The following is a 21,209-nucleotide window of genomic DNA, read 5'->3' as shown; positions in this document are numbered from 1 at the left end:
CCTATGCCGCCCCTGGATCCGGAGGTCCGGAAACCACGGGCGTATCGGCCTGGCCTCCCCATTCCGTCCACGATCCGTCGTAGAGGCGGTTGTCCTCCTGTCCGAGCGATTCCAGCGCCAGCGTGATGATCGCCGCCGTGATCCCGGAGCCGCAGCTCGTAACGACCGGACGGTCAAGGTCGAGCCCGGCATCTCTCAGGATGTCGTGCAATTCCGGCAAGGACTTCAGCTTGCCGTTGGAGGAGAAAAATCCGGAGGGCAGATTGCGCGCGCCTGGCATGTGCCCCGACCGCAGGCCTGCCCTCGGCTCCGGCTCCGTGCCAGCGAAACGACCTGCGCTCCGTGCGTCGGCGATCTGGGCGGAACCGTCTGCAACGATACGACGCATGGTCTGAAGATCGACGACCTTCTCGGGCCGGAACCGCGGCGTGAAGACAGCAGGTCGGGGTGAGGGGACGGTTGCTTCCAGCGCACGGCCCTCCGCCTTCCAGCCGTCGAGGCCGCCATCGAGGATGAAGACATTGCGGGCGCCCATGATGCGAAAAAGCCACCAGGCCCGCGGCGCCGAGAAGATGCCTGGACCATCGTAAATGACGATCCGGTCGTTCTCGCTGATGCCGAGCTTGCCGACGGCTTCCGCAAAGACCTGGGGCGAGGGAACGACGTGCGGCAGGTCGGTCGAGTGATCGGCCACGGCGTCATGATCGAAGCGCACGGCGCCGGGGATGTGGCCGGCGGCATACTCGGCATCCGCGTTACGCTTCTGTGCCGGCAGGTAAAAGGAGGCATCGACGATGCGGAGGTCTGGGCTTCCCATCTCCCCCGCGAGCCACCCGGATGAAACGACGAAGCGGCTGGTCTCTGTCATGACGGTCCTCCCTGCAGGCATCAGCCGCCGGCCACGGCCTCACCGAACCGGATGCGGAAGCGCCGGTTCTCCTTGCCCTTCTTTTCGATCTTGGCGATGTGGATCTGGCCCACCTCGCCGGTTCGCGCCACATGTGTCCCCCCGCAGGGCTGGCTGTCAACGCTCGAGTTCTCGCCGATGCAGACGAGACTGACGCGCCCGAGGCCGACAGGCGGCCGGACGTTCTTGGATTTGACGATACCCGGATTGGCCGCGAGTTCCTCGTCCGTGATCCACTGGACGTAGACCGGATGATCCTGTGCCACGAGTTCCATGAGGCGCGCCGTCACCTCGTCCTTGTCGATGATATCGGTCATGTCGAAGTCGACCCGCGACTCCTCCTCGCCAACGGCCGCGCCGGTGATAGGGTAGGGACAGACGACCGAGAGCAGGTGGCAGGCGGTATGCATCCGCATCAGGCGGTGTCGGCGCTCCCAGTCCAGATGAAGGCGCACGTTTTCCCCGACCAGAAGCGACGGTTCGCCCTCCCGCGGAAGATGGATGATGATATCCTTGCTGGCGCCGTTCCGCGTCCCTGCGATCCGGATCCGGCTGCCGTCAGCCCGCTCGAAAAGGCCGGTGTCGCCCGGTTGTCCGCCGGATGTCGCGTAGAAGCAGGTTCGATCGAGCTCGATGCCCCCATCGTCGTGTATGGCGGTGACAACGGCCTCGGCCGTCTTCCTGTAGAAGTCGTCGCGAAACAGGGCTTGGACGGGCATGGGAGCTTAGACCGCTGCGAAGGGGATGGTGATGTCGCTCTTGCGGGTCAGCCATTGCGGCACGGGAAGGCCCTTGGAGCGCAGGAAATCCGGATTGAAGAGCTTCGACTGGTAGCGGTTGCCGTAGTCGCAGAGGACGGTGACGATCGTATGACCTGGACCAAGGTCCCGCGCCATGCGCACTGCGCCGGCGACGTTGATGCCGGACGAGCCCCCCAGGCACAGCCCTTCCTGTTCGACGAGGTCGAAGATCAGCGGAAGCGCTTCAGCGTCCGCAATGCGGTAGGCGAAATCCGGCTTGAAGCCCTCAAGGTTGGCAGTGATCCGACCCTGGCCGATCCCTTCGGTGATCGAGGAGCCCTCGGCTTTGAGTTCGCCGTGGGCATAGTATTCATAGAGTGCTGCGCCTTCGGGGTCGGCAAGGCCGATCTTGACGCCGGGCTTGCCCGCACGCAGCCCCTTCGCAACGCCGGCAAGCGTGCCGCCGGAACCGACCGCGCAGATGAAGCCGTCCACTTTTCCGTCCGTCTGTTGAAGGATTTCCGCGGCCGTCGTCTCGACGTGGGCTTCCCGGTTGGCGACATTGTCGAACTGGTTGGCCCATATGGCGCCTGCAGGCTCCGTCTTCGCCAGTTCTTCGGCCAGTCGTCCGGAAACCTTCACATAGTTGTTCGGGTTGCGATATGGCACGGCCGGCACCTCGACGAGTTCCGCCCCGAGCAGGCGCAGCGCGTCCTTCTTCTCCTGGCTCTGGGTCTCCGGGATGACGATGACCGTGCGGTATCCCAGTGCATTGGCAACGAGCGCCAATCCGATGCCGGTATTGCCGGCCGTTCCCTCGACGATGACGCCGCCGGGCTTCAGGAGGCCTTTCTTCTCGGCATCGCGGATGATGTAGAGGGCGGCGCGATCCTTCACCGACTGGCCTGGGTTGAGGAATTCCGCCTTGCCCAGGATCTCGCAGCTGGTGGTCTCTGACGGCCCCTTGAGGCGAATGAGCGGCGTGTTGCCGATGACGTCGAGGACGGATGGGTGGGGAGTCATGAAGAAAGCCTTATGGGTTCGCCTAGATGTAAAACCGCTCTTGTTGACGGACAAGATGTGCAAGGCAAGAAACGCTCTTCTACGGACGGGGGAGTGGCCGAAAAATTTGATCGCTCGGAACGGAAGAGGAACCGCTGGTAAATGAAAAAGGGCCGACCCGGGAGCCAGCCCTTGAAGTGCGATAGCCGGGACGGGCTTAATCTTCGCAAGCAGCATCCGGCATAGTGCCGCTCGGCGTGGAACTCGTGGCTTCGGCGCTCGTCTCGGTGCAACGGTCGTCGTCCCTCGTACCATCGCCCGAATTCGTGTTGTTCGCGGCGGAGCCAGTCGTGGAACCGGTTGTGGCCGAGTCGGCCGCACTGCCGGTATCGCTGCCGGAATCACCGGTGTCGCTCCCGCTCGTCTGCGCCATGGCGCCCGTTGCAAGTGCAAGAGTAAAGGCGGATACTGTCAGAAGTTTGGTAATCATTCTTTTCCTCCTAGAGCCGGTTTCCCAGCGGGTTCTCCGTTACACCCGCCTAACGGGAGACCGGCAGGGTTGTTCCAAAGGAGCAACTCGATTACCGTAATTCGCCCCATGCGTCATTCCACGTGATCCCCTCCTTGAGTTCAACGAGCACAGGTCTGCTGGGGTCGCGGTTCTTGTTCTCGGCGATCCGGAAGGCGGCCTCCGGCTCCATCTCTTCGGCCGGGAAGATCGTCTCCCCGGTCTGTGGCTCCGCGACCTCCTCTATGAAGGCGCGAATTTCGTCTCCGGAACGATAGAGGCTGACCACGATGGTGCCCTCAAGGGCGTTGGCGTCGCTGTAGCGATAGTAGATTGACATGAGCGGGTATCCTTCGTCTTCCGCGGATGCGACGAGTGCAGCCAGGCTGGGCAAACGAACAAAGCCCCGGGCGCTGCCGGGGCCTGGTCGCTTCATGGGTATCGGCCGTCAGTCGACGACCTGGACGACCGTGTAGGTCTGGGGATCGACGATGACGCGGCGTTCGTTAACGTAGGTATAGGCATATTCCGGCGCTTCCGGAACGGGCGTCAGGACCACCGTCTGTGGCAGGGGCTGGCCCACCACCACTTCGCGTTCCACCACGATCGGCTGGGCCGGAACCGGCTGTTCGCGGACATAAGTGACGACACGCTCCGGCGGCGGGTCGATTGCCGTGCCGGCGGCCGCCCCGACGACGCCACCGACGGCTGCGCCTATCGGACCGCCGACGATAGCACCGGTGACTGCACCGCCGACGGCGCCATTAACCGTGCTCTCCTGGGCAATCGCACCGCCTGCAAAAAGACCTGCGGCGGCGGCAATCATAACGAGCTTCCTCATGGCGATCTCCTTTTCTTGTAGAGCCATGGGGCAGTGAACGTGATGCTTTGATTTTCGTTCCGCGACGTCATGCTCGCAGCAAGGCGCGAGTCGGTCGGCGGACGCATGGCGCGACCGAATGTCGGAGGATTTGAAGGAAGTGGCTCCCCGGGCCGGATTCGAACCGGCGACCTATCGATTAACAGTCGAGTGCTCTACCGCTGAGCTACCAGGGAACACGCGCTTGGCGCGGCGTCGAGCGGGGTAATACAAATGCTTTCCCGGTTTGCCAAGCGCTTTTTTGAAAAATATGCGGATCGCTTGTTTCCGGGCCCTGTCCGCACCATCTGAACCGCTCGAACAGAGGTTACCTGTGGACAGGATCGTGCCGCACACGCGTAAAACGAAGCGCTTTGGAATTGACCCGGCCAGCGGCAAGCTGGCCTTGGGCGGTTGGCATCTGCCGATGCCGCGCTCGCGAGCCGGCCGGATGGCGGTGGGCGGTGTCCTGATCGTCGGCGGAACGCTGGGCTTCCTGCCCGTTCTCGGCTTCTGGATGGTGCCGCTCGGCCTGATCGTGCTGTCGCACGACCTTCCCTCCGTTCGCCGCAAGCGGCGCCGGCTGGCGGTATGGTGGGAACGTCGGCGCCAGGAGCGTTAGCCCAGGAGTGCGGCCACACCCTGTCCGGCGCTGAACGCCATGAAGCCCAGCACGGAAAAATAGATGACGGTGATCGCGATGAAGGCGTATCCGGCCAGCACGACAAGTCCGTCACGCTGCATCATCCCCGTGGCGATCAGCAGGACGGCGATCCCCGGAAGCGTGTTGGAGAAGGGGATGAGGCCGAGCGGGAACATGAGCAAGACGCCGCTGAAGGCGATGGCCAGGCCGTTCAGCCTGTTGACGGCCCCACCTTCGACCACAGAGCTCATCCGCGGCCTCAGGTAGTTGTCGAGGCGGGAAACGATAGAGACACCCTTTTCCAGGGCCGGCACCAGTTTCTGCGAATCGAGCTTCCGATCGAGTATCTTCCTCGGCAGCCAGGGCATGCGATTGAAGGTGATCGCTAGGCTGATGAGGATGATCGCGAAACCGAAGACGGTGCTGACGCCGGGAATCGAAACAGGGATCAGAAAGGGCAGCGCCGCAACCGCACAGAGCAAAAGCAGCCCATGTTCTCCGACCGCGGACATGAGATCCCGCAATGTCACCGACGAGCCGCCGATGCGCGAGATGACGTCCCTGAGCGTCGCGCTCAGCGAGGCGGTGCTGTCTTCAAACTGTGCGTGATCCTGCAATGTCCGGCTCCGGGTTGTGGGAGAACGGATGGATAGCAGTATTCCCGCCACGAGCAAAGCCGCGGCCGGATCACGTGTTCTTTGTCACGGCGCTAGTGTGGCTGAGACCAGCGGTCATAGGCGCCGCAGAGCAGCACAAGAACAAGCAGTGCAAGCACGAACGGATTGAGGCTGGTCATGAAGTCCAGGTAGTGCATGGCGGTTCCTCCTGCGCCATTCGGCGTCACATGGCAGTCTCCCCCCGCCTCGCGACGTTCCCAGTGTAGCCGATCCTGGCCCTCAGGCCAATAATCAAGGGCGAGATCTCGTTCTTGAGGGGAACAGCTCGAATCACGGAAGCTGGCTGCGTGGACAGACGGGGACGGCAATGAATCTCAGGGTGATAGAAGGCGGGCGGCGGGATGCCGAGGCGGTGGATCTTGTCGCGATCCTGCCGGCAAGGGCCGACGAGGTGAGGCGGGAGGCGGACCGCCGTTTGCGTGCGCTGGACTACGAGCGCCTGTCGAACCGGGAAAGGATGACGGGCGTGCCGGTTCCGCGAGAGATCCGGTACCTCGCCATGCAGATCAATTTCGTCGCTGATACCCTTTCGGCGCTGGGCGTTATCCCGGCCGACTTCCGCTCCGACCGCTATTGGCCTGCTTATGCGCCTCTCGTCTCCTCAGAGACATGACACGGCCCTGGCTGGTCAGCCGGCGCCGGAGATCGATGGATCGAAGAGGGCGGTCATCGGATGGAGGCCTCGCCCGGAATTGAACCGGGGTACAAGGATTTGCAGTCCTCTGCGTCACCACTCCGCCACGAGGCCATCCGGTGCTAAAAAGCGTGTGGTGACGGGGCGTTTAGAACGAATCGAAATGCGGCGCAAGGGAAAAGGAGGGGGTCTCGATCGTTTTCCGGAGGCGGTTTGGAACAAGGTCGAGACGCGGCGGGATGTCGCCTCGGGATGCTTTTTGACGAGGAAGCCGGCGCGCGACTTGAAAGCGGCGCTCCACCCCAGTAAAGACGGCGCGAGCAAGGTCAAGTTGGGACAACCGGGATGATGGACTTCGAATCGGCACGGACAAAGATGGTGGACAACCAGATCCGCACCACGGACGTGACCTCCCACTCCGTGCTGCAGGCTTTCCTGTCGGTTCCGCGCGAGGAATTCGTTCCGGCGAACCTGAAGCCGATCGCCTATATCGACGACGATATCGAGATCGCGCCCGGCCGCTATCTAATGGAAGCCTCGCCACTCGCCAAGCTGCTGCAGCTTGCTCACATCGGCAAGGACGATCTGGTGCTGGAGGTCGGCTGTGGCACCGGCTATGTCTCGGCGCTTCTTTCGCAGCTTGCGGGATCGGTCGTCTCGCTTGACGCCGATGAGGATCTGTGCGCGCGTGCAAGCGATGTACTGTCGCGTCTGGGTTACGACAATGTCGCCGTCGTCCACGGTGAGATGGAGAAGGGGTATCCGGCGGAGGCTCCCTACGACCTGATCTTCGTCAACGGAGCGGTGGAGGAGGTCCCGGCGGAACTGCTGGAACAGCTGCGCGACGGGGGCCGGCTGGTCGCCGTGGTGGGCTACGGCAATGCCGCGCAGGCCAGGCTTCTCGTGAAGGAGCGCGGCACAGTTTCCGAAGGCAGCCACTTCAACGCGTCCGTAAAGCCGCTGCCCGGCTTCCGTCGCGAGCGCAGCTTCGTTTTCTGATCCCGGCCGGTGGCCGCATGCGTGTGGCCGTCCGGACTCACCTGCAAAACAATTCTGTGTATCCCGCAAGCCTTTGGGACTCCTGCGATTGTTTCCCTTGCCCGGTTTCGTACACTGAGGACGAATCAGGTCGCGTTGGACGGCCGGGATGCTCCAGGCAGTTGCGGGGAAGAAGATGGCTCAGCCGAATGTAGCGCGTGAACCCTCGATGGAAGAGATACTGGCTTCCATTCGCAGGATCATCGAGAGCAACGAGCCCCAGCCGGCAAGCGCCGTGGGAACCGGCCTTCCGCCCGTCTATGCCGACGACGAACTGGACGAGGGGGACCTCGATATCGTGACGGAACTGGCGGCCAATGATCCGGGGCAGCCGCTCCGGCTTCAGGTGCAGCAAACCACGGCCGCCGATCGTGAGTCGGAACGGTCCATGTCGCTCGCCGACGTCGCGGCACGGGTGAGGGCGGCATCCGCAAGGCAGGAGAACAGCTCCATCGGTATTGTGCCGGCAGGCTCCCTGCCGCCGGTTGCGGCCTCGGTGCCGAACAAGGAGCGGAGCATCGAGTCCGCGCCGGTTCTGGACGGGGGACGCGAGATGGGTGCCGAGGCGCCACGGTCCGTCGTCGAGGCCTCCTTGCCGGAACCCCTGAGCGTAGCCGTATCAGCCCAAAGCGCAGACGTCGCGCCGCGGCCCGAGCCAGCCGGCCTGCCGGCCAGGGTCGAGGCGCTTCTTTCCGACGAGGCGGGAGAGCAGGTTGCCCGCTCGTTCGGCGAACTGGCGGCTGTCTTCGACGGCATCGAGAAGCGTTCGGTGGAGGACATGGCGCAGGAGATGCTGCGTCCCATGCTGCAGGCCTGGCTGGACGATAACCTCCCGACGCTGGTGGAACGTCTCGTGCGCGAGGAAATCGAGCGGGTGGCACGCGGCCCACGCCGCTGAGGCAGCAAGCGCCTCCGGCAGGGCCGCTCCGGCGACGGGGCGGCTTTTTTATTGACTCGCTACTGCCGGTCCTATTTACACCCAGACCACACAAGAACTCGAAATCTGGTCGGAAAATGCTCGATAAAACCTATGATTCCGCCGCCGTAGAACCGAAGATCGCTGCTGCCTGGGACGAGGCCGACGCCTTCCGCGCCGGCGCCAATGCCAAGCCCGGTGCCGAGACCTTCACCATCGTCATCCCGCCGCCGAACGTGACCGGCTCGCTGCATATGGGCCATGCGCTCAACAACACGCTGCAGGACATCATGGTGCGCTTCGAGCGCATGCGCGGCAAGGATGTGCTGTGGCAGCCGGGCATGGACCATGCGGGGATCGCGACGCAGATGGTGGTCGAGCGCCAGCTTGCCGAACGGCAACTGCCCGGCCGTCGCGAGATGGGCCGCGAGGCCTTCATCGACAAGGTCTGGGAGTGGAAGGCGGAATCCGGCGGGCTGATCTTCAACCAGTTGAAGCGGCTCGGCGCCTCCTGCGATTGGTCGCGCGAGCGCTTCACCATGGACGAGGGGCTGTCGCAGGCCGTTCTTGAAGTTTTTGTAACTCTTTACAAGGAAGGGCTCATCTATCGCGGCAAGCGGCTGGTCAACTGGGACCCGAAGTTCGAGACGGCGATTTCCGACATCGAGGTGGAGAACCGCGAAGCCGACGGCCACATGTGGCACTTCAAGTATCCGCTCGCCGGCGGCGAGACCTATACCTATGTGGAGAAGGATGCGGACGGCAATATCCTCCTCCAGGAGGAGCGCAACTACATCTCCATCGCGACCACCCGTCCGGAAACCATGCTGGGCGACGGCGCGGTCGCCGTTCATCCCTCCGACGAACGGTATCGGCCGATCGTCGGCAAGCTCTGCGAGATTCCGGTGGGGCCGAAGGACCATCGCCGCCTGATCCCGATCATCACCGACGAATATCCGGACCCGACCTTCGGTTCCGGGGCGGTAAAGATCACCGGCGCGCACGACTTCAACGACTACCAGGTCGCTCGCCGCAACAACATTCCGCTTTACCGCCTGATGGATACCCAAGCCCGTCTGCGCGACGACGGCGAGCCTTATGCCGTCTATGCCGCTCGCGCGCTGGAGATCGCCAGGTCGGGCGAACTGCCCTCCGAGTCTGAGGTCGACGACATCAACCTTGTGCCGGACGAGTATCGCGGCCTCGACCGCTACGAGGCCCGCAAGCGGATCGTCGATGCGATCAATGCAGAGGGCCTGGCGGTCACGGCCAAGGACGCGGAGGGCAATGACGTGCCCTATGTCGAGAACAAGAAGATCATGCAGCCCTTCGGCGACCGCTCCAACGTGGTCATCGAGCCGATGCTGACCGACCAGTGGTTCGTCGATGCCGAGACGCTCGCGAAGCCGGCGATCGCCGCCGTCCGCGAAGGCCGCACGAACTTCGTCCCGAAGAACTGGGAAAAGACCTATTTCGAGTGGATGGAGAACATCCAGCCCTGGTGCATTTCGCGCCAGCTCTGGTGGGGCCACCAGATTCCTGCCTGGTACGGGCCGGATGGCCAGGTCTTCGTCGAGAAGACGGAGGAAGAGGCGCTGCACGCGGCGATCCAGCACTACATCGCCCATGAAGGGCCGATGAAGGCCTATGTCGAGGACCTCCTGGAGAATTTCCGTCCGGGAGAGATCCTGACCCGCGACGAGGACGTGCTCGACACCTGGTTCTCCTCGGCGCTGTGGCCGTTCTCCACGCTCGGCTGGCCGGAGCAGACGAAGGAACTGGAGAAGTATTATCCGACCAGCGTGCTGGTGACCGGCTTCGATATCATCTTCTTCTGGGTCGCCCGGATGATGATGATGGGCCTCCATTTCATGAAGGACGAGGACGGCAATCCGGTTGCTCCCTTCCACACGGTCTATGTGCATGCCCTCGTTCGCGACAAGAACGGCCAGAAGATGTCGAAGTCCAAGGGCAATGTCATCGATCCGTTGGAACTGATCGACGAATACGGGGCAGACGCCCTGCGCTTCACGCTCGCCATCATGGCGGCGCAGGGCAGGGACGTGAAGCTGGATCCGGCCCGTATCGCCGGCTACCGCAACTTCGGCACGAAGCTGTGGAATGCGACCCGCTTCGCCGAGATGAACGGCGTTGAGCGTGACCCGCATTTCATCCCGGAGACATCAACGCTCACCATCAATCGCTGGATCCTGACGGAGCTTGCCGGGGCGATCCGCGACGTGACGGAGGCGATCGAGAGCCAGCGCTTCAACGATGCGGCAGGTTCGCTCTACCGCTTCGTCTGGAATCAGTTCTGCGACTGGTACCTGGAACTGCTGAAGCCGGTCTTCATGGGCGAGGATGAGAAGGCCAAGGCGGAAGCGCAGGCCTGCGCCGCCTATGTCCTGGAGGAGACCTATAAGCTCCTGCACCCGTTCATGCCCTTCATGACGGAAGAGCTTTGGGCGCATACGGCGAGCCGCGACACCCTGCTCTGCCACGCCGACTGGCCGGCGCCGGAATTCGCCGACGAGGCGGCCGCCGCCGAGATCAACTGGCTGGTCGACCTCGTTTCCGGTCTTCGCTCGGCCCGCGCCGAGATGAATGTGCCGCCCGCTGCAGTGGCGCCGCTGATCGTCGTCGCCGCCAATGACGCCACCCAGGCGCGGCTGAAGCGGCACGATGCGGCGATCCGCAGGCTGGCCCGCGTGGAGAGCATCGAGACCGCCTCCACGGCACCGAAGGGTGCGGCGCAGGTGGTCGTGGGCGAGGCCATCGCCTGCCTGCCGCTCGGGAGCCTGATCGACCTTGCAGCGGAGAAGGCGCGTATCGAGAAGGCGATCGGCAAGACCGAGGCGGACATGGACCGCGTAGCAAGGAAACTGGCGAACGAGAAGTTCGTGCAGAACGCCGACCCGGAAGTGGTGGCCGCCGAGCGCGAGCGTTATGCCGAGCTCGAGGTGCAATTGAGCGCCCTTCGTACGGCAGCGCAGAGAATCGCCGAAGCCGGCTGATCCGTCTCCTCCTGATTGTAGAGCCCGCAGCGAGATCCGCTGCGGGCTTTTTCCGTTTCAGGCCGAAACCTGCGGTCCTTCTGCCGTACACGTCAACCGAGTGGCGCGGATGTTGCAAAGATGAAACAGTATGTTCGCAAGGGGGAACAAAATTCCAAATCGTGCCGTCGGAAGGCAGATTTTCCGAAAGATTTTTTGTTTCGCGCCATAAAATTCGGTGTTCCCGAAAACTTCACGTAAAACCGGCAGCTGTATGGCGGTGGGTGCCGGTGCTCACGGAAAGTTGTCATTTCCCTTGAAGCATCTACAGTCTCACAAATTGCATACCGGGAGGTGGGAGAAGATGACAAAAAAACTGGTTTCCAAGACTCTTTTGGCACTCGCGGCGGGCTGCCTGCTTCAGACGTCGGCGCTGGCCGGTGGCTGGAATCGCGGTGAAGCCGATACCGATATCCTGTTCGAAGAGGGAAACATCGCAGGACGTGCGGGAGTGACCTACGTCTCGCCGCACCGGCAGTATTCGACGATCAATGGTGCCGACGCGACCGATAGCCGGTTTTCACAGGATTACTGGATCCCGAGCTTTGCAGCGAAGTTTGATGCGTCCGAGAATTTCGGTTGCGCGTTTACCTACACCCAGCCTTTCGGGGCGGATGCAGAGTATGGATCGCAGGCGCAGGCGGCAAGCCGTGCGGGAGGCGGGACCGGTGCGAGCCGCAAAGAATTTATCACCAACGAATATGGTGCGACCTGCGACATCAGGGCTCAAGTCGGAAAAGGTCGACTGCATTTCCTCGGTGGCGTCTTCCTTCAGGACTTCGAGTATGAGGCTGATGCCTTTCGCGGTGATCTGAAGCTGGAAGACGACTCAGCCGTCGGGTACCGACTGGGCGTCGCATACGATATTCCGGAGTATGCGATGCGGGTGCAACTTATGTACCGCTCCAAGATCGAACATGATGCAGACGAGGGAACCTTCGATTGGGGCGCTGGCAGTGTTCCTGCGCTTCAACCTTTGGGTGTTCGAGATGCCTACGGCAGCGGCACTCTTCCGCAGTCGCTCAAGCTCAGCGTACAGAGCGGTGTTGCGCCCGGCTGGTTGGTCTACGGCTCAGTAAAATGGACCGACTGGAGCGTGATGGATAACCTGAACTACTCTATATTCACTCCTGTTGCTTTAGCTCCTGGTGTCGGGCCGGGATACATCCCTCAACAGGACGTCTACAACTGGCGCGATGGCTGGACCATCCAGGCCGGCGTAGGCCATGCCTTCACCGAAACGGTATCCGGCACCGTCAACCTGACCTGGGACCGTGGCGTCGATACCGGCGCGGACATCTACAGTGACACCTGGACCGTTGCCGCCGGTGTTTCGATCAAGGCCGGCCCCGGCGAGCTCCGCCTCGGCGGTGCCGTCAGCTATCTGACGGAAGGCGAGCAGTCGACTGCCGACGAGGCCGTCTACAATGCGACGGCCGATGGCGATTGGGCCTATGCCGTCTCCGGCTCCTACCGCATCGCCTTCTGATTGCGGGATCTATCCAAGAAAAGCCCGGTTTGCGCCGGGCTTTTTTTATGCCGAGGCCGGTACATCCATCCGGAAGGCCGAGAAGATTGTGACGATTTGGCAACATCTGTTTGAGAGAGTCTGTGAGCGTGGCGGGAGCGGCGAATATGTCCATTTCCCGCCACAAACGGGGAGCAGCGATAGGGTCGAAAGCGGCGGACCGCGGGGGCGGGGCGCGTGAGTTGGAGTATCATGGGCGGGTTATTCATCGCAGATCATGGGCGCGCGCGGTCGGGGGGCTGTCGCGGCGGATCCAAGGCAACAGCCTCTATTGTGACGCCGCCGCGTCCTAGTCTTGCCGAAAAAGGCATCTACGGTGGATCTCTTCCGGTAAAGCCGGTCCTTGTAAGGGGACTGGCCGGAAACGGCGTCCGTGCGGGCGCGATCAGACGGAGGCGGACCGGCACTGCCGCCCACTACTTGGCCGGAAGAGTTTGAGCGATGTCCTTGTCGTCTAAGGGTTCCATGCGTGTATTGCTTCTGGGGCTTTCCTTTGCCTCCATCATGGCCGGGTCGTCTGCCGCCTTCGACATCAAGTCGGGCGTGACGAAGGAATCCGGGCCGTTCGATCTCTTCAAGTTCGGCTTCAATGCCTACAAGAACGGCCAGAAGGAGGATGCGGTCGAGGCCTATCGCTACGCCGCTGAAAAGGGCCACACCGGTTCGCGCTGGGCGCTCGCCAACATGTATGCCTATGGCGATGGCGTCGCCAAGGACGATTTCGAAGCCTTCAAGATCTACAACGAGATCGCAGCCGCAGGGGTCGAGCCCGGTTCGGAAGATACCGGCTTCTTCATCAACGCGCTGATGTCGCTTGCGGGTTATTACCGCGACGGGATACCGGGCACCCCGGTGAAGCGGGATCTGTTGCAGGCTCGGCAGCTCTACTTCCAGGCGGCATCAGCCTTCGGCGTTGCCGAGGCGCAGTTCGAGCTGGCGCGCATGATGCTGGCCGGCGAAGGCGGAGGCGCCAATATCCATCAGGCGAAGAAATGGCTGAACCAGGCCCGCAAGAGCGGACACCCCGGCGCCATGGCAGTGTTCGGCGACGTCCTGTTCCAGGAGGGGCATACCGTTCGCGGACTGGCCTTCCTCACCGCAGCACTCGATCGGTGCAGCCCCAAGGATTGCGGCTGGATGCAGCAATTGCAGGAGCAGGCATTCTCGGTGGCAAACGAGGAAGACCGGCGCGTCGCAGTCGCCCTGTCACAGGAACTGGCCCGGGGCGCGGAGTAAACCGCTTCTAGGCCGGCTGAAAGTCGAAGAGGGCCGTCACCGGCACATGGTCGGACGGTTTTTCCCACGCCCGAACGTGTTTCTCTATCGCGGTGGACCTGAGCCGGTCGGCGGCCTCGGCCGACAGCAGCATGTGATCGATCCGGATGCCGTTGTTCTTCTGCCAGGCGCCGGCCTGGTAATCCCAGAAGGTGTAGAGTTTCGTCGCGTCGGTGGTCGTCCGCACGGCGTCCACCAGCCCCAGCGTCTCAAGCCGCCGGAAGGCTGCTCTGGTCTCGGGCAGGAACAGGGCGTCGGTCGCCCAGGCCGCCGGGTCGAAGCAGTCATGGGGTTCGGGGATGACGTTGTAGTCACCCGCCAGAATCAGCGGCTCTTCCAGCGCCAGGCAATTGGCGGCATGCGTCCGCAGGCGTTCCAGCCACCGCAGCTTGTAGGGATACTTGACCGGGTCGTCGGCGGGGTTGCCGTTGGGAAGGTAGATCGAGGCCACGCGGATCGCGCCGCCCGAGACGGAGAAGACCCCTTCGATATAGCGGGACTGGTCGTCGCCGTCGCCTTCCGGCAGGCCGCGAACGACCTCATCCGGCCGGATCTTTGAGAGGAGCGCCACGCCGTTGAAGCCCTTCTGCCCGTGGGTCTCGACGTGGTAGCCGAGCGCCTCGATCTCGAACCGCGGAAAGTTCTCGTCCACCGACTTGATTTCCTGAAGACACACGATGTCCGGGCTCGAGTCGGTCAGCCACTGACGCAGATTGTCGATGCGAGCCTTGACGCCGTTGATGTTCCAGGTGGCGATCTTCATGGGTATGTCCGCTCCTCGTGCTCGCTTCCTTTTAACGAACCGGGCGGACTTTGAAAGACTGCAGTCGGCCTTCTTTTCTCAGATGGAAAAACTCGTGCCGCAGCCGCAACTTGCGACGGCGTTCGGATTCTTGATCTGAAAGGACTGCCCGAGCAGGTTGTCGACGAAGTCGATCTCGGAGCCCTCCATGTAGACGAGCGAAAGGCTGTCGATGAGGACCTTCGCGTCGCCCTTGGCGATCACGACGTCGTCGGCCTCCGGCGCGTCGGCAAGGTCGAACTTGTAGGAGAAGCCGGAGCAGCCGCCGCCTTCCACTGAAACCCGAAGTGCCTGCTTGCCCGCTTCACCGGCCACGATCTGCGATATGCGCGTGGCTGCCGCATCCGAAAGGGTGACATTGGGAATGGTCATCTCTGCTCCTGCCGAGGTCAAGGCTCGGGAAAGGTTCATGGGCTCGGCTATGCGCCGCATTGCACTATAGGTATGAAGCCTTAAATGGCACGTCAATGGCGGCGAAAGAGACGAGACCGGACAAGAACATGGTGGCAGTGGACAGAAAAAGCCTCGGGTACGGCTCCGGAGAGAAGGCGGTTTATGCCGCTGACCCGTGGGCTTCGCGCGGCCGGCTTCTTCCGGAAGACGGCAGCCTCACCCGATCCGAATTCCAGCGTGACCGCGACCGCATCGTCCATGCGACTGCATTCAGGCGTCTGAAGCACAAGACCCAGGTCTTCATCAGCCCAGACGGCGACCACTTCCGCACCCGCCTTACCCACACCATAGAAGTGGCGCAGATCGCTCGCGCGCTGGCACGGGCACTGAAAGTCGACGAGGATCTCGCCGAGGGGGTGGCGTTGGTGCATGATTTCGGCCACACGCCCTTCGGCCATACCGGCGAAGACGCCCTGGACGAGGTGCTGAGGCCCTATGGCGGGTTCGACCACAATGCCCAGTCGCTCCGGATCGTGACGAAGCTCGAACGCCGCTACGCGGATTTCGACGGTCTAAACCTCACCTGGGAGACGCTGGAGGGGCTGGTGAAGCACAACGGCCCGCTGCTGACGCCGGAAGGCGAGGGGACGCGCGGTCCACTGCCGCAGCCGATTCGCGACTATTGCGCACTCCATGACCTGGAACTCTCCACGTTTGCGAGCCTGGAGGCGCAGGTGGCAGCGATCGCCGACGATATTGCCTATAACACGCACGATATCGATGACGGTCTGCGCGCGGGCTACCTGACCTTCGATATGCTGGAGGAGGTGCCCTTCCTCGCTTCGCTGATGAAGGAGGTGAGGGACCGTTACCCCCACCTGGAGCCCAGCCGCTTCACGCACGAGATCACCCGCCGGCAGATCACCAGGATGGTGGAGGACGTCATCGGATTTGCGCAGCAGAACCTCAGCGAGATCCGGCCCCGGTCCTGTGCCGACGTTCGGACATGCGGCCGCGTCATCGCCACCTTTTCCCCGGCCATGACCGAGACGGACCGGCTGATCAAGAAGCTTCTGTTTTCCCATATCTACAGGCATCCGGAAATCATGAGGATTCGGGCCGGTGCGGCCCAGATCGTCACCGATCTTTTCGGCGCCTACATGGAAAACCCTTCGCTCATGCGCAGCCATTACTGGGTGCAGCATATCGCGGGTCTTTCGCAACCAGGGCGGGCCCGCCATGTGGGTGACTATCTTGCCGGCATGACCGACTCCTATGCCATCCGCGCCCATGGGGAGTTGTTTGACCGGACTCCCGATTTGCGTTAGGCAGCGCGCCAGTAGCAACGGCTTATCAAGGAATCCGCGAACCGCGGAGATATGACACATGAACCTCTTCGCCGACTTCGAAACCCGGATCAAGGATGCCCTCGAGACCATCGACCTGATCAAGGAAAAGCGCGCAGAGGTTGATTTCGGCCGTATCACGGTCGAACCGCCGCGCGACGCCAGCCATGGGGATGTGGCAACCAACGCGGCGATGGTTTTGGCGAAGCCGTTGGGAACCAATCCCAGGGCCTTGGCCGAGTTGGTCTGCGCGGCCCTGAAGCAGGACCCGGACGTGGACGAGGTATCGGTCGCCGGGCCTGGCTTTATCAACCTGCGGCTTTCGAAGGGGTATTGGCAGCGTTTGCTGGCCGCGATGATCGAGGCGGGAACGGACTACGGTCGCTCGACGATCGGCGCCGGCCGCAAGACCAATGTGGAATACGTCTCCGCCAACCCCACCGGTCCCATGCATGTCGGCCATTGCCGCGGCGCGGTGGTCGGCGATGCGCTGGCCAATCTTCTCGCCTTCGCCGGCTATGAGGTCACCAAGGAATACTACATCAACGATGCCGGCAGTCAGATCGACGTCCTCGCCAGGTCGGTGTTCATCCGCTACCGGCAGGCCCTGGGCGAGGATGTCGGAGAGATCCCCTCCGGCCTCTATCCGGGCGATTACCTGATCCCCGTCGGAAAGGCCTTGGCGGAGGAGTTCGGTCCCCGGCTGCACAACATGCCGGAAGAGGACTGGATGGAGATCGTGAAGGAACGGGCCATCGACGCGATGATGGCCATGATCCGTGACGACCTGCAGGCCCTCAACGTCCATCACGACGTCTTCTTTTCAGAGCGGCAACTGCACGCCGGCGGCGCGCAACGTATCCGTACCGCCATCAACGACCTCACCTTCAAGGGCCACGTGTACCGGGGCACGCTTCCGCCTCCGAAGGGCCAGCTGCCGGAGGATTGGGAGGATCGCGAGCAGACGCTCTTCCGCTCCACCGAAGTGGGCGACGATATAGACCGGCCGCTGATCAAGTCGGATGGAAGCTATACTTACTTCGCGGCCGACGTTGCCTATTTCAAGGACAAGTTCGACCGCGGCTATGACGAGATGATCTATGTCCTCGGCGCCGATCACGGCGGCTACGTGAAGCGGCTGGAGGCCCTTGCTCGGGCGATTTCAGGGGGCAGGTCGAAGCTGACGGTGCTGCTGTGCCAGCTCGTCAAGCTCTACCGGAACGGCGAGCCGGTGAAGATGTCGAAGCGCTCCGGCGATTTCGTGACCTTGCGGGACGTGGTCGATGAGGTGGGGCGCGATTCCGTTCGGTTCATGATGCTCTACCGGAAGAATTCCGAGCCGCTGGATTTCGATTTCGCCAAGGTGACTGAGCAGTCGAAGGATAATCCCGTCTTTTACGTGCAATATGCCCATGCACGGTGCATGTCTGTCTTTCGGCAGGCCAGCGAGGCTTTTCCCGATCTGGATGTCGAATCGCTCGATCTCGCGGCGGCCGCCGGCCGCATCACGGATGATCAGGAAATCCAGCTGGTTGCGAAGATTGCCGAATATCCACGGATAATTGAGGCTGCGGCACAGTCGCAGGAGCCCCATAGACTTGCGTTCTACCTTTACGATCTGGCAAGTTTCTTCCATGCCCATTGGAACAAGGGCAAGGAGCAGCCTGACTTACGTTTTGTTAACGATAAGAACCGAGAATTGAGTATTGCCAGACTTGGGCTGGTGCGTGCTGTCGCCTCTGTTTTGAAGTCGGGCTTGGCCATTACGGGCACTGCCGCGCCGGAAGAAATGCGATAGTATCGCCACCATTTCCCCACAAAGCACTGGCAGTGCCCTTGTAAGTGTAGGTGGGTGGACGAGGTAATGGCAGACAACAACCTTGCGCGTAGCCGGAATGACGGTCCGGACTTCTTTGCCGATGACGATCCGTTGGCGGAACTGGCTCGCATAGTCGGATACGACGAGCGCCTGGTGCCCAAGCCCCCGGCGCCCAAGTCCCCGGTGGCGGAGCGTCGCGAGCCTGCCTTCAACCTTGAGGATGAACTGCTTCGCGAGTTCGAACGGTATGAGGCGCCCCGGCCGCATCAGCCGCTTCTGGCTTCGGTCGCTCCGGCAGTCGAGGAGTCGTCCCTGCAGTTCGACCGACCTGTCGCAGAAGAGCGGACACCCTCCGAGCCGGTGGCTGACGAGACGATCTCGCGGGACGATGTTCTGGAGCTCGACTGGTCCGCCGTGGAAGAAGACTTCGCAGTTGAGCCGCAGGCCGGCGAAAAAGACGATGGGTTCATGGAGCCCGCGCCGGTTCTGGCGGGGCCGGAAATCGTTGAAGCGCAGGACGTGAACCTCTCGGAGGAATTTCCCGTCGAGGAGGGCATTTTCGCCCCGCAGGAATCCGAGCCGCAAATACACCTGTCTGACCTCCACCCGGAATCCGATGCCGGGCCTGAACTGGATCTGGCTGACGAACTCGAAATGGCGGTCGGAGAGCCCGTTCCGGCCAGTGCGCCGGACACCGGGGGCGTTATGGCGGCAGATAGCCGCAAACGCGGAACATATACCCCCGCTTTCCGAATGCCGCTGGCGAATTTCCATGTCTCTCGCGGGGATGCGGCTGCTTCGACACCGATGCCTGGGGCGACCTCTTTCCCCGAAAGCCCGGCTGTGGATCATGCTCCGTCGTCCATCCATGGAACGAATGGTCCGGAAGCGCTGACGCAGTCCGAAGACCCGGCGCCGCAGGGTACTCTGCCGTCCGATGCTTCCGAGCCTCTTGCTGCGGCCCTGGGGGCGGATCAGGCGGCGGTTTCAAAAGACCTGTCGGTCCTGGACGCCCTGATCCAGGATGTCTCCCGTTACCCGATTCCAGCGGCTCCGCAGAACGCGCCGATGACGGTGGGGTCGCGCTGGCAGGATGAGCAGCGAGGCGCCGTCAATGCGTCTCCTGCAAGCGCCCCCGTTTCCGTCGCTGCGGTCGCCGCCACGGAACAAGTCCAGCCTCGGGTGATCCCTGCCGAAGGCGACCTCGCGATCGAGGCGATGATCGACAACGAATTCGAGCTGGCGCTGGAGGATCTGGAGTTCGATCTTTCCGACATCATGTCCGACGACGAGCTCAACGTCTTTTCGGAGCCCCCGGTGGCTGCGCCGGTGGCGGCCCCGAAGGCGGCGGAACCGGTTCGTCATACGGCGTCCTGGTCGCCTGTCGCACGTGTTGCCCCGGCGCCGTCACAATTGCCGCCCGTCGCCCCGCAGCCCGTGCCCGTTGTCCCTCAGGCTTCCCTTGTCGAGCAGGCGCAGCCTCAAATGGACGAGGTCGCAGATCTTCCGTTCGATCCCTCGCTGATCGCGGAAAGCGAGGAGCATCCGGAGCCGGTTGCAGAGCTCGATGTGCCGGAACTTCAGCTCGAGGAGCAGGAACCGGTACCTGCTCACCGGAACGACTACGATATCGACCTCGATTCGGAACTTGCGTCCCTGCTGCAGGGTAGCGTCCATGCCGATATGGTGGGCACTGAACAGGCGTCCTCTTCCGATGCGGGCGGCGAGCAGGTCGTCCAGCCCGCTCCAACGGCCACCTATCCGGATCTCGATGATTTTGAGCGCGCGCTTGAGGAGGATTTCCGTCGCAGTCTGACGGCTCCGCTGCCGCCACAACCGGCGGCGGCCGAAGCGTTCGATCGTTCATCCGGCCGATCCTCCCAGGAGAGCCGCCGATCGCTCTCCTCCATGGCGGTCCCACTGGCGGTCGCCGGCGTCGTGATCGCCGGCGGGTCGATTGCCTACGCGCTCTTCGGCGGAGAAGGCGGTTCCGTTGCCGGCGGAGAGCCGGTCGTGATCGCTGCCGACCCGGATCCGATCAAGGTCGTGCCCGAGAACCCGGGTGGCAAGACCGTTCCGAACCAGGACAAGGCGGTCTATGATCGAGTCGCCGGTGCCACGGTTGAAACGCCCAGGCAGGAAGCCCTCATTTCCGCCAGCGAGGAACCGGTCGATGTCGTCCAGAAGACTCTGATGACGGATTCCCTGCCGCTTGAGGGTAGTGAGCTTGCGGATGCCGCCTTGCCGGAGCAGGCTCCGGAGGAACGGCTGCTTCCGGAAGACGAACAGGTCGCGGCAATGGCGCCGGAAGGCCAAGAGCAGCCGGTCGCGGTCATGCCGCGTCGGGTCAAGACGATGATCGTCCGCCCCGACGGCACGCTGGTCGAGCAGGAAATCCCGGCAGAGCCAGCGCCGGCAGCCGCTGTTGCCGCTCCCGTCACGACGGACAAGGTCCCTGCTGCATCGGTCAAGAGCGTCGAGACCGCCTCCGTACCGGACGCGCAGCCGGCTGCCAATCAGGCCGGTGATCCGGATGACACGGCCGGCCTGGTGCCGGTTTCCACCGATGCGGCGGCGGCCACACCTGCGGCGACGGAGGTCGGGGACCAGGCTCGTTCCGGACAGGCGAACACGGCACCGGTCCCGACGGCGCGCCCGGCCCAGCAGCCGGTCAATATCGTGGCGGCGGTCAGTGACCAGGGCAACCTGCAGAACACGCAGGAAAATCCGCCGGCCGCCTCAGTTCCGGCCGAGCAGGTGGCCGAGCTCGCACCGGGTGGTTACGTCATCCAGATCGCGTCGCTGCCGAGCGAGGCGGATGCGCAAAAATCCTACAACAACCTGTCTGCGAAGTTCGGATCGGTCATTGGCGGTCGTGGCGTGGACATCAAGCGCGCCGAGATCGCCGGAAAGGGAACCTTCTACCGTGTCCGCATCCCGGCCGGCAGCAAGGCCGATGCCGTGGCGCTGTGCGAGAAGTACCGCGCCGCAGGTGGCAGTTGCCTTGTGGCGCAGTAAGGGCCGGTCAATTCATCCCATCAACGGGGCCTTCGGGCCCCGTTTTCGTTG

Annotated in this window: 19 protein-coding genes and 2 tRNA genes; 10 read left to right on the top strand and 11 right to left on the bottom strand. The window is 62.9% G+C overall.

Annotation, left to right across the window (positions count from 1 at the left end; translation table 11 throughout):
• Position 1 precedes the first annotated feature (1 nt).
• The 7 genes from sseA to RTCK_RS15165 all read right to left on the bottom strand — a co-directional run bounded on the left by sseA (position 2) and on the right by RTCK_RS15165 (position 4,213).
• Complete coding sequence (gene sseA / locus RTCK_RS15195; protein ID WP_142520843.1) at positions 2–868, bottom strand: 3-mercaptopyruvate sulfurtransferase; 867 nt, start codon at positions 866–868, stop codon at positions 2–4.
• 20 nt (positions 869–888) lie between these two features.
• Entirely contained in the window at positions 889–1,626 is a 738-nt protein-coding gene (locus RTCK_RS15190; RefSeq protein ID WP_142593394.1) for an alanyl-tRNA editing protein, read from the bottom strand.
• A gap of 6 nt (positions 1,627–1,632) precedes the next feature.
• Positions 1,633–2,670: a cysteine synthase A gene (locus tag RTCK_RS15185; protein WP_142593393.1), complete on the bottom strand. Its 1,038-nt coding sequence runs from the start codon at positions 2,668–2,670 to the stop codon at positions 1,633–1,635.
• Between the two features lie 196 nt (positions 2,671–2,866).
• A complete protein-coding gene (locus tag RTCK_RS15180) occupies positions 2,867–3,139 on the bottom strand; it encodes a hypothetical protein (protein WP_142520840.1) in 273 nt (90 codons plus the stop codon).
• 91 nt (positions 3,140–3,230) lie between these two features.
• Positions 3,231–3,497 (bottom strand): hypothetical protein, encoded by a 267-nt coding sequence (locus RTCK_RS15175; RefSeq protein WP_142593392.1) that lies wholly within the window; start codon positions 3,495–3,497, stop codon positions 3,231–3,233.
• A 108-nt stretch (positions 3,498–3,605) separates the two neighbouring features.
• Positions 3,606–3,998, bottom strand: coding sequence for a DUF1236 domain-containing protein (locus RTCK_RS15170; RefSeq protein ID WP_142520838.1), 393 nt, complete (start codon positions 3,996–3,998; stop codon positions 3,606–3,608).
• 140 nt (positions 3,999–4,138) lie between these two features.
• Positions 4,139–4,213 (bottom strand) — tRNA-Asn (locus RTCK_RS15165).
• A gap of 230 nt (positions 4,214–4,443) precedes the next feature.
• Between RTCK_RS15165 and RTCK_RS15160 the strand changes: the two genes are divergently transcribed.
• Positions 4,444–4,638, top strand: a complete 195-nt coding sequence (locus RTCK_RS15160; RefSeq protein ID WP_142593436.1) for a hypothetical protein — start codon at positions 4,444–4,446, stop codon at positions 4,636–4,638.
• Here RTCK_RS15160 and RTCK_RS15155 read toward each other — a convergent pair.
• On the bottom strand, positions 4,635–5,276 hold the full coding sequence (locus RTCK_RS15155) for an exopolysaccharide biosynthesis protein (protein ID WP_142520837.1): 642 nt from the start codon (positions 5,274–5,276) through the stop codon (positions 4,635–4,637). The genes RTCK_RS15160 and RTCK_RS15155 overlap by 4 nt on opposite strands.
• Before the next feature lie 367 nt (positions 5,277–5,643).
• Between RTCK_RS15155 and RTCK_RS15150 the strand changes: the two genes are divergently transcribed.
• Positions 5,644–5,949, top strand: coding sequence for a hypothetical protein (locus RTCK_RS15150; protein ID WP_185928022.1), 306 nt, complete (start codon positions 5,644–5,646; stop codon positions 5,947–5,949).
• Positions 5,950–6,010: 61 nt separating this feature from the next.
• Here RTCK_RS15150 and RTCK_RS15145 read toward each other — a convergent pair.
• A tRNA-Cys gene (locus tag RTCK_RS15145) sits at positions 6,011–6,084 on the bottom strand.
• Between the two features lie 231 nt (positions 6,085–6,315).
• On the opposite strand from RTCK_RS15145, the gene RTCK_RS15140 reads away from it, so the two are divergent.
• The 5 genes from RTCK_RS15140 to exoR all read left to right on the top strand — a co-directional run bounded on the left by RTCK_RS15140 (position 6,316) and on the right by exoR (position 13,741).
• Complete coding sequence (locus RTCK_RS15140; RefSeq protein WP_185928021.1) at positions 6,316–6,969, top strand: protein-L-isoaspartate O-methyltransferase family protein; 654 nt, start codon at positions 6,316–6,318, stop codon at positions 6,967–6,969.
• Between the two features lie 175 nt (positions 6,970–7,144).
• Positions 7,145–7,906: a PopZ family protein gene (locus RTCK_RS15135; RefSeq protein ID WP_142593391.1), complete on the top strand. Its 762-nt coding sequence runs from the start codon at positions 7,145–7,147 to the stop codon at positions 7,904–7,906.
• Positions 7,907–8,022: 116 nt separating this feature from the next.
• Positions 8,023–10,938, top strand: coding sequence for a valine--tRNA ligase (locus RTCK_RS15130; RefSeq protein ID WP_142593390.1), 2,916 nt, complete (start codon positions 8,023–8,025; stop codon positions 10,936–10,938).
• A gap of 343 nt (positions 10,939–11,281) precedes the next feature.
• On the top strand, positions 11,282–12,466 hold the full coding sequence (locus tag RTCK_RS15125; RefSeq protein ID WP_142593389.1) for an OmpP1/FadL family transporter: 1,185 nt from the start codon (positions 11,282–11,284) through the stop codon (positions 12,464–12,466).
• A gap of 504 nt (positions 12,467–12,970) precedes the next feature.
• Complete coding sequence (exoR, locus tag RTCK_RS15120; RefSeq protein WP_408004558.1) at positions 12,971–13,741, top strand: exopolysaccharide production regulator ExoR; 771 nt, start codon at positions 12,971–12,973, stop codon at positions 13,739–13,741.
• 7 nt (positions 13,742–13,748) lie between these two features.
• Here exoR and xth read toward each other — a convergent pair whose 3' ends face one another.
• Both xth and erpA read right to left on the bottom strand, forming a co-directional pair.
• Positions 13,749–14,543 (bottom strand): exodeoxyribonuclease III, encoded by a 795-nt coding sequence (gene xth / locus RTCK_RS15115; RefSeq protein ID WP_142520832.1) that lies wholly within the window; start codon positions 14,541–14,543, stop codon positions 13,749–13,751.
• Between the two features lie 78 nt (positions 14,544–14,621).
• A complete protein-coding gene (erpA, locus tag RTCK_RS15110) occupies positions 14,622–14,954 on the bottom strand; it encodes an iron-sulfur cluster insertion protein ErpA (protein WP_142520831.1) in 333 nt (110 codons plus the stop codon).
• A 128-nt stretch (positions 14,955–15,082) separates the two neighbouring features.
• Here erpA and RTCK_RS15105 point away from each other — a divergent pair, with 128 nt between their 5' ends.
• The 3 genes from RTCK_RS15105 to RTCK_RS15095 all read left to right on the top strand — a co-directional run bounded on the left by RTCK_RS15105 (position 15,083) and on the right by RTCK_RS15095 (position 21,158).
• On the top strand, positions 15,083–16,303 hold the full coding sequence (locus RTCK_RS15105; protein ID WP_408004553.1) for a deoxyguanosinetriphosphate triphosphohydrolase: 1,221 nt from the start codon (positions 15,083–15,085) through the stop codon (positions 16,301–16,303).
• Between the two features lie 58 nt (positions 16,304–16,361).
• Complete coding sequence (gene argS, locus RTCK_RS15100) at positions 16,362–18,119, top strand: arginine--tRNA ligase (protein WP_142520830.1); 1,758 nt, start codon at positions 16,362–16,364, stop codon at positions 18,117–18,119.
• A 66-nt stretch (positions 18,120–18,185) separates the two neighbouring features.
• Positions 18,186–21,158 carry an SPOR domain-containing protein gene (locus tag RTCK_RS15095; protein ID WP_142593387.1) on the top strand — a complete coding sequence of 991 codons (2,973 nt, stop codon included), beginning with the start codon at positions 18,186–18,188 and terminating at the stop codon, positions 21,156–21,158.
• The last annotated feature ends 51 nt before the right edge of the window (positions 21,159–21,209 follow it).

The sequence above is a fragment of the Pseudorhizobium endolithicum genome, assembly GCF_902153245.2.
Taxonomy (GTDB): domain Bacteria; phylum Pseudomonadota; class Alphaproteobacteria; order Rhizobiales; family Rhizobiaceae; genus Neorhizobium; species Neorhizobium endolithicum.
The sequence above is the reverse complement of the archived record's forward strand: the minus strand, read 5'-3'. Positions and strand labels throughout refer to the sequence as shown.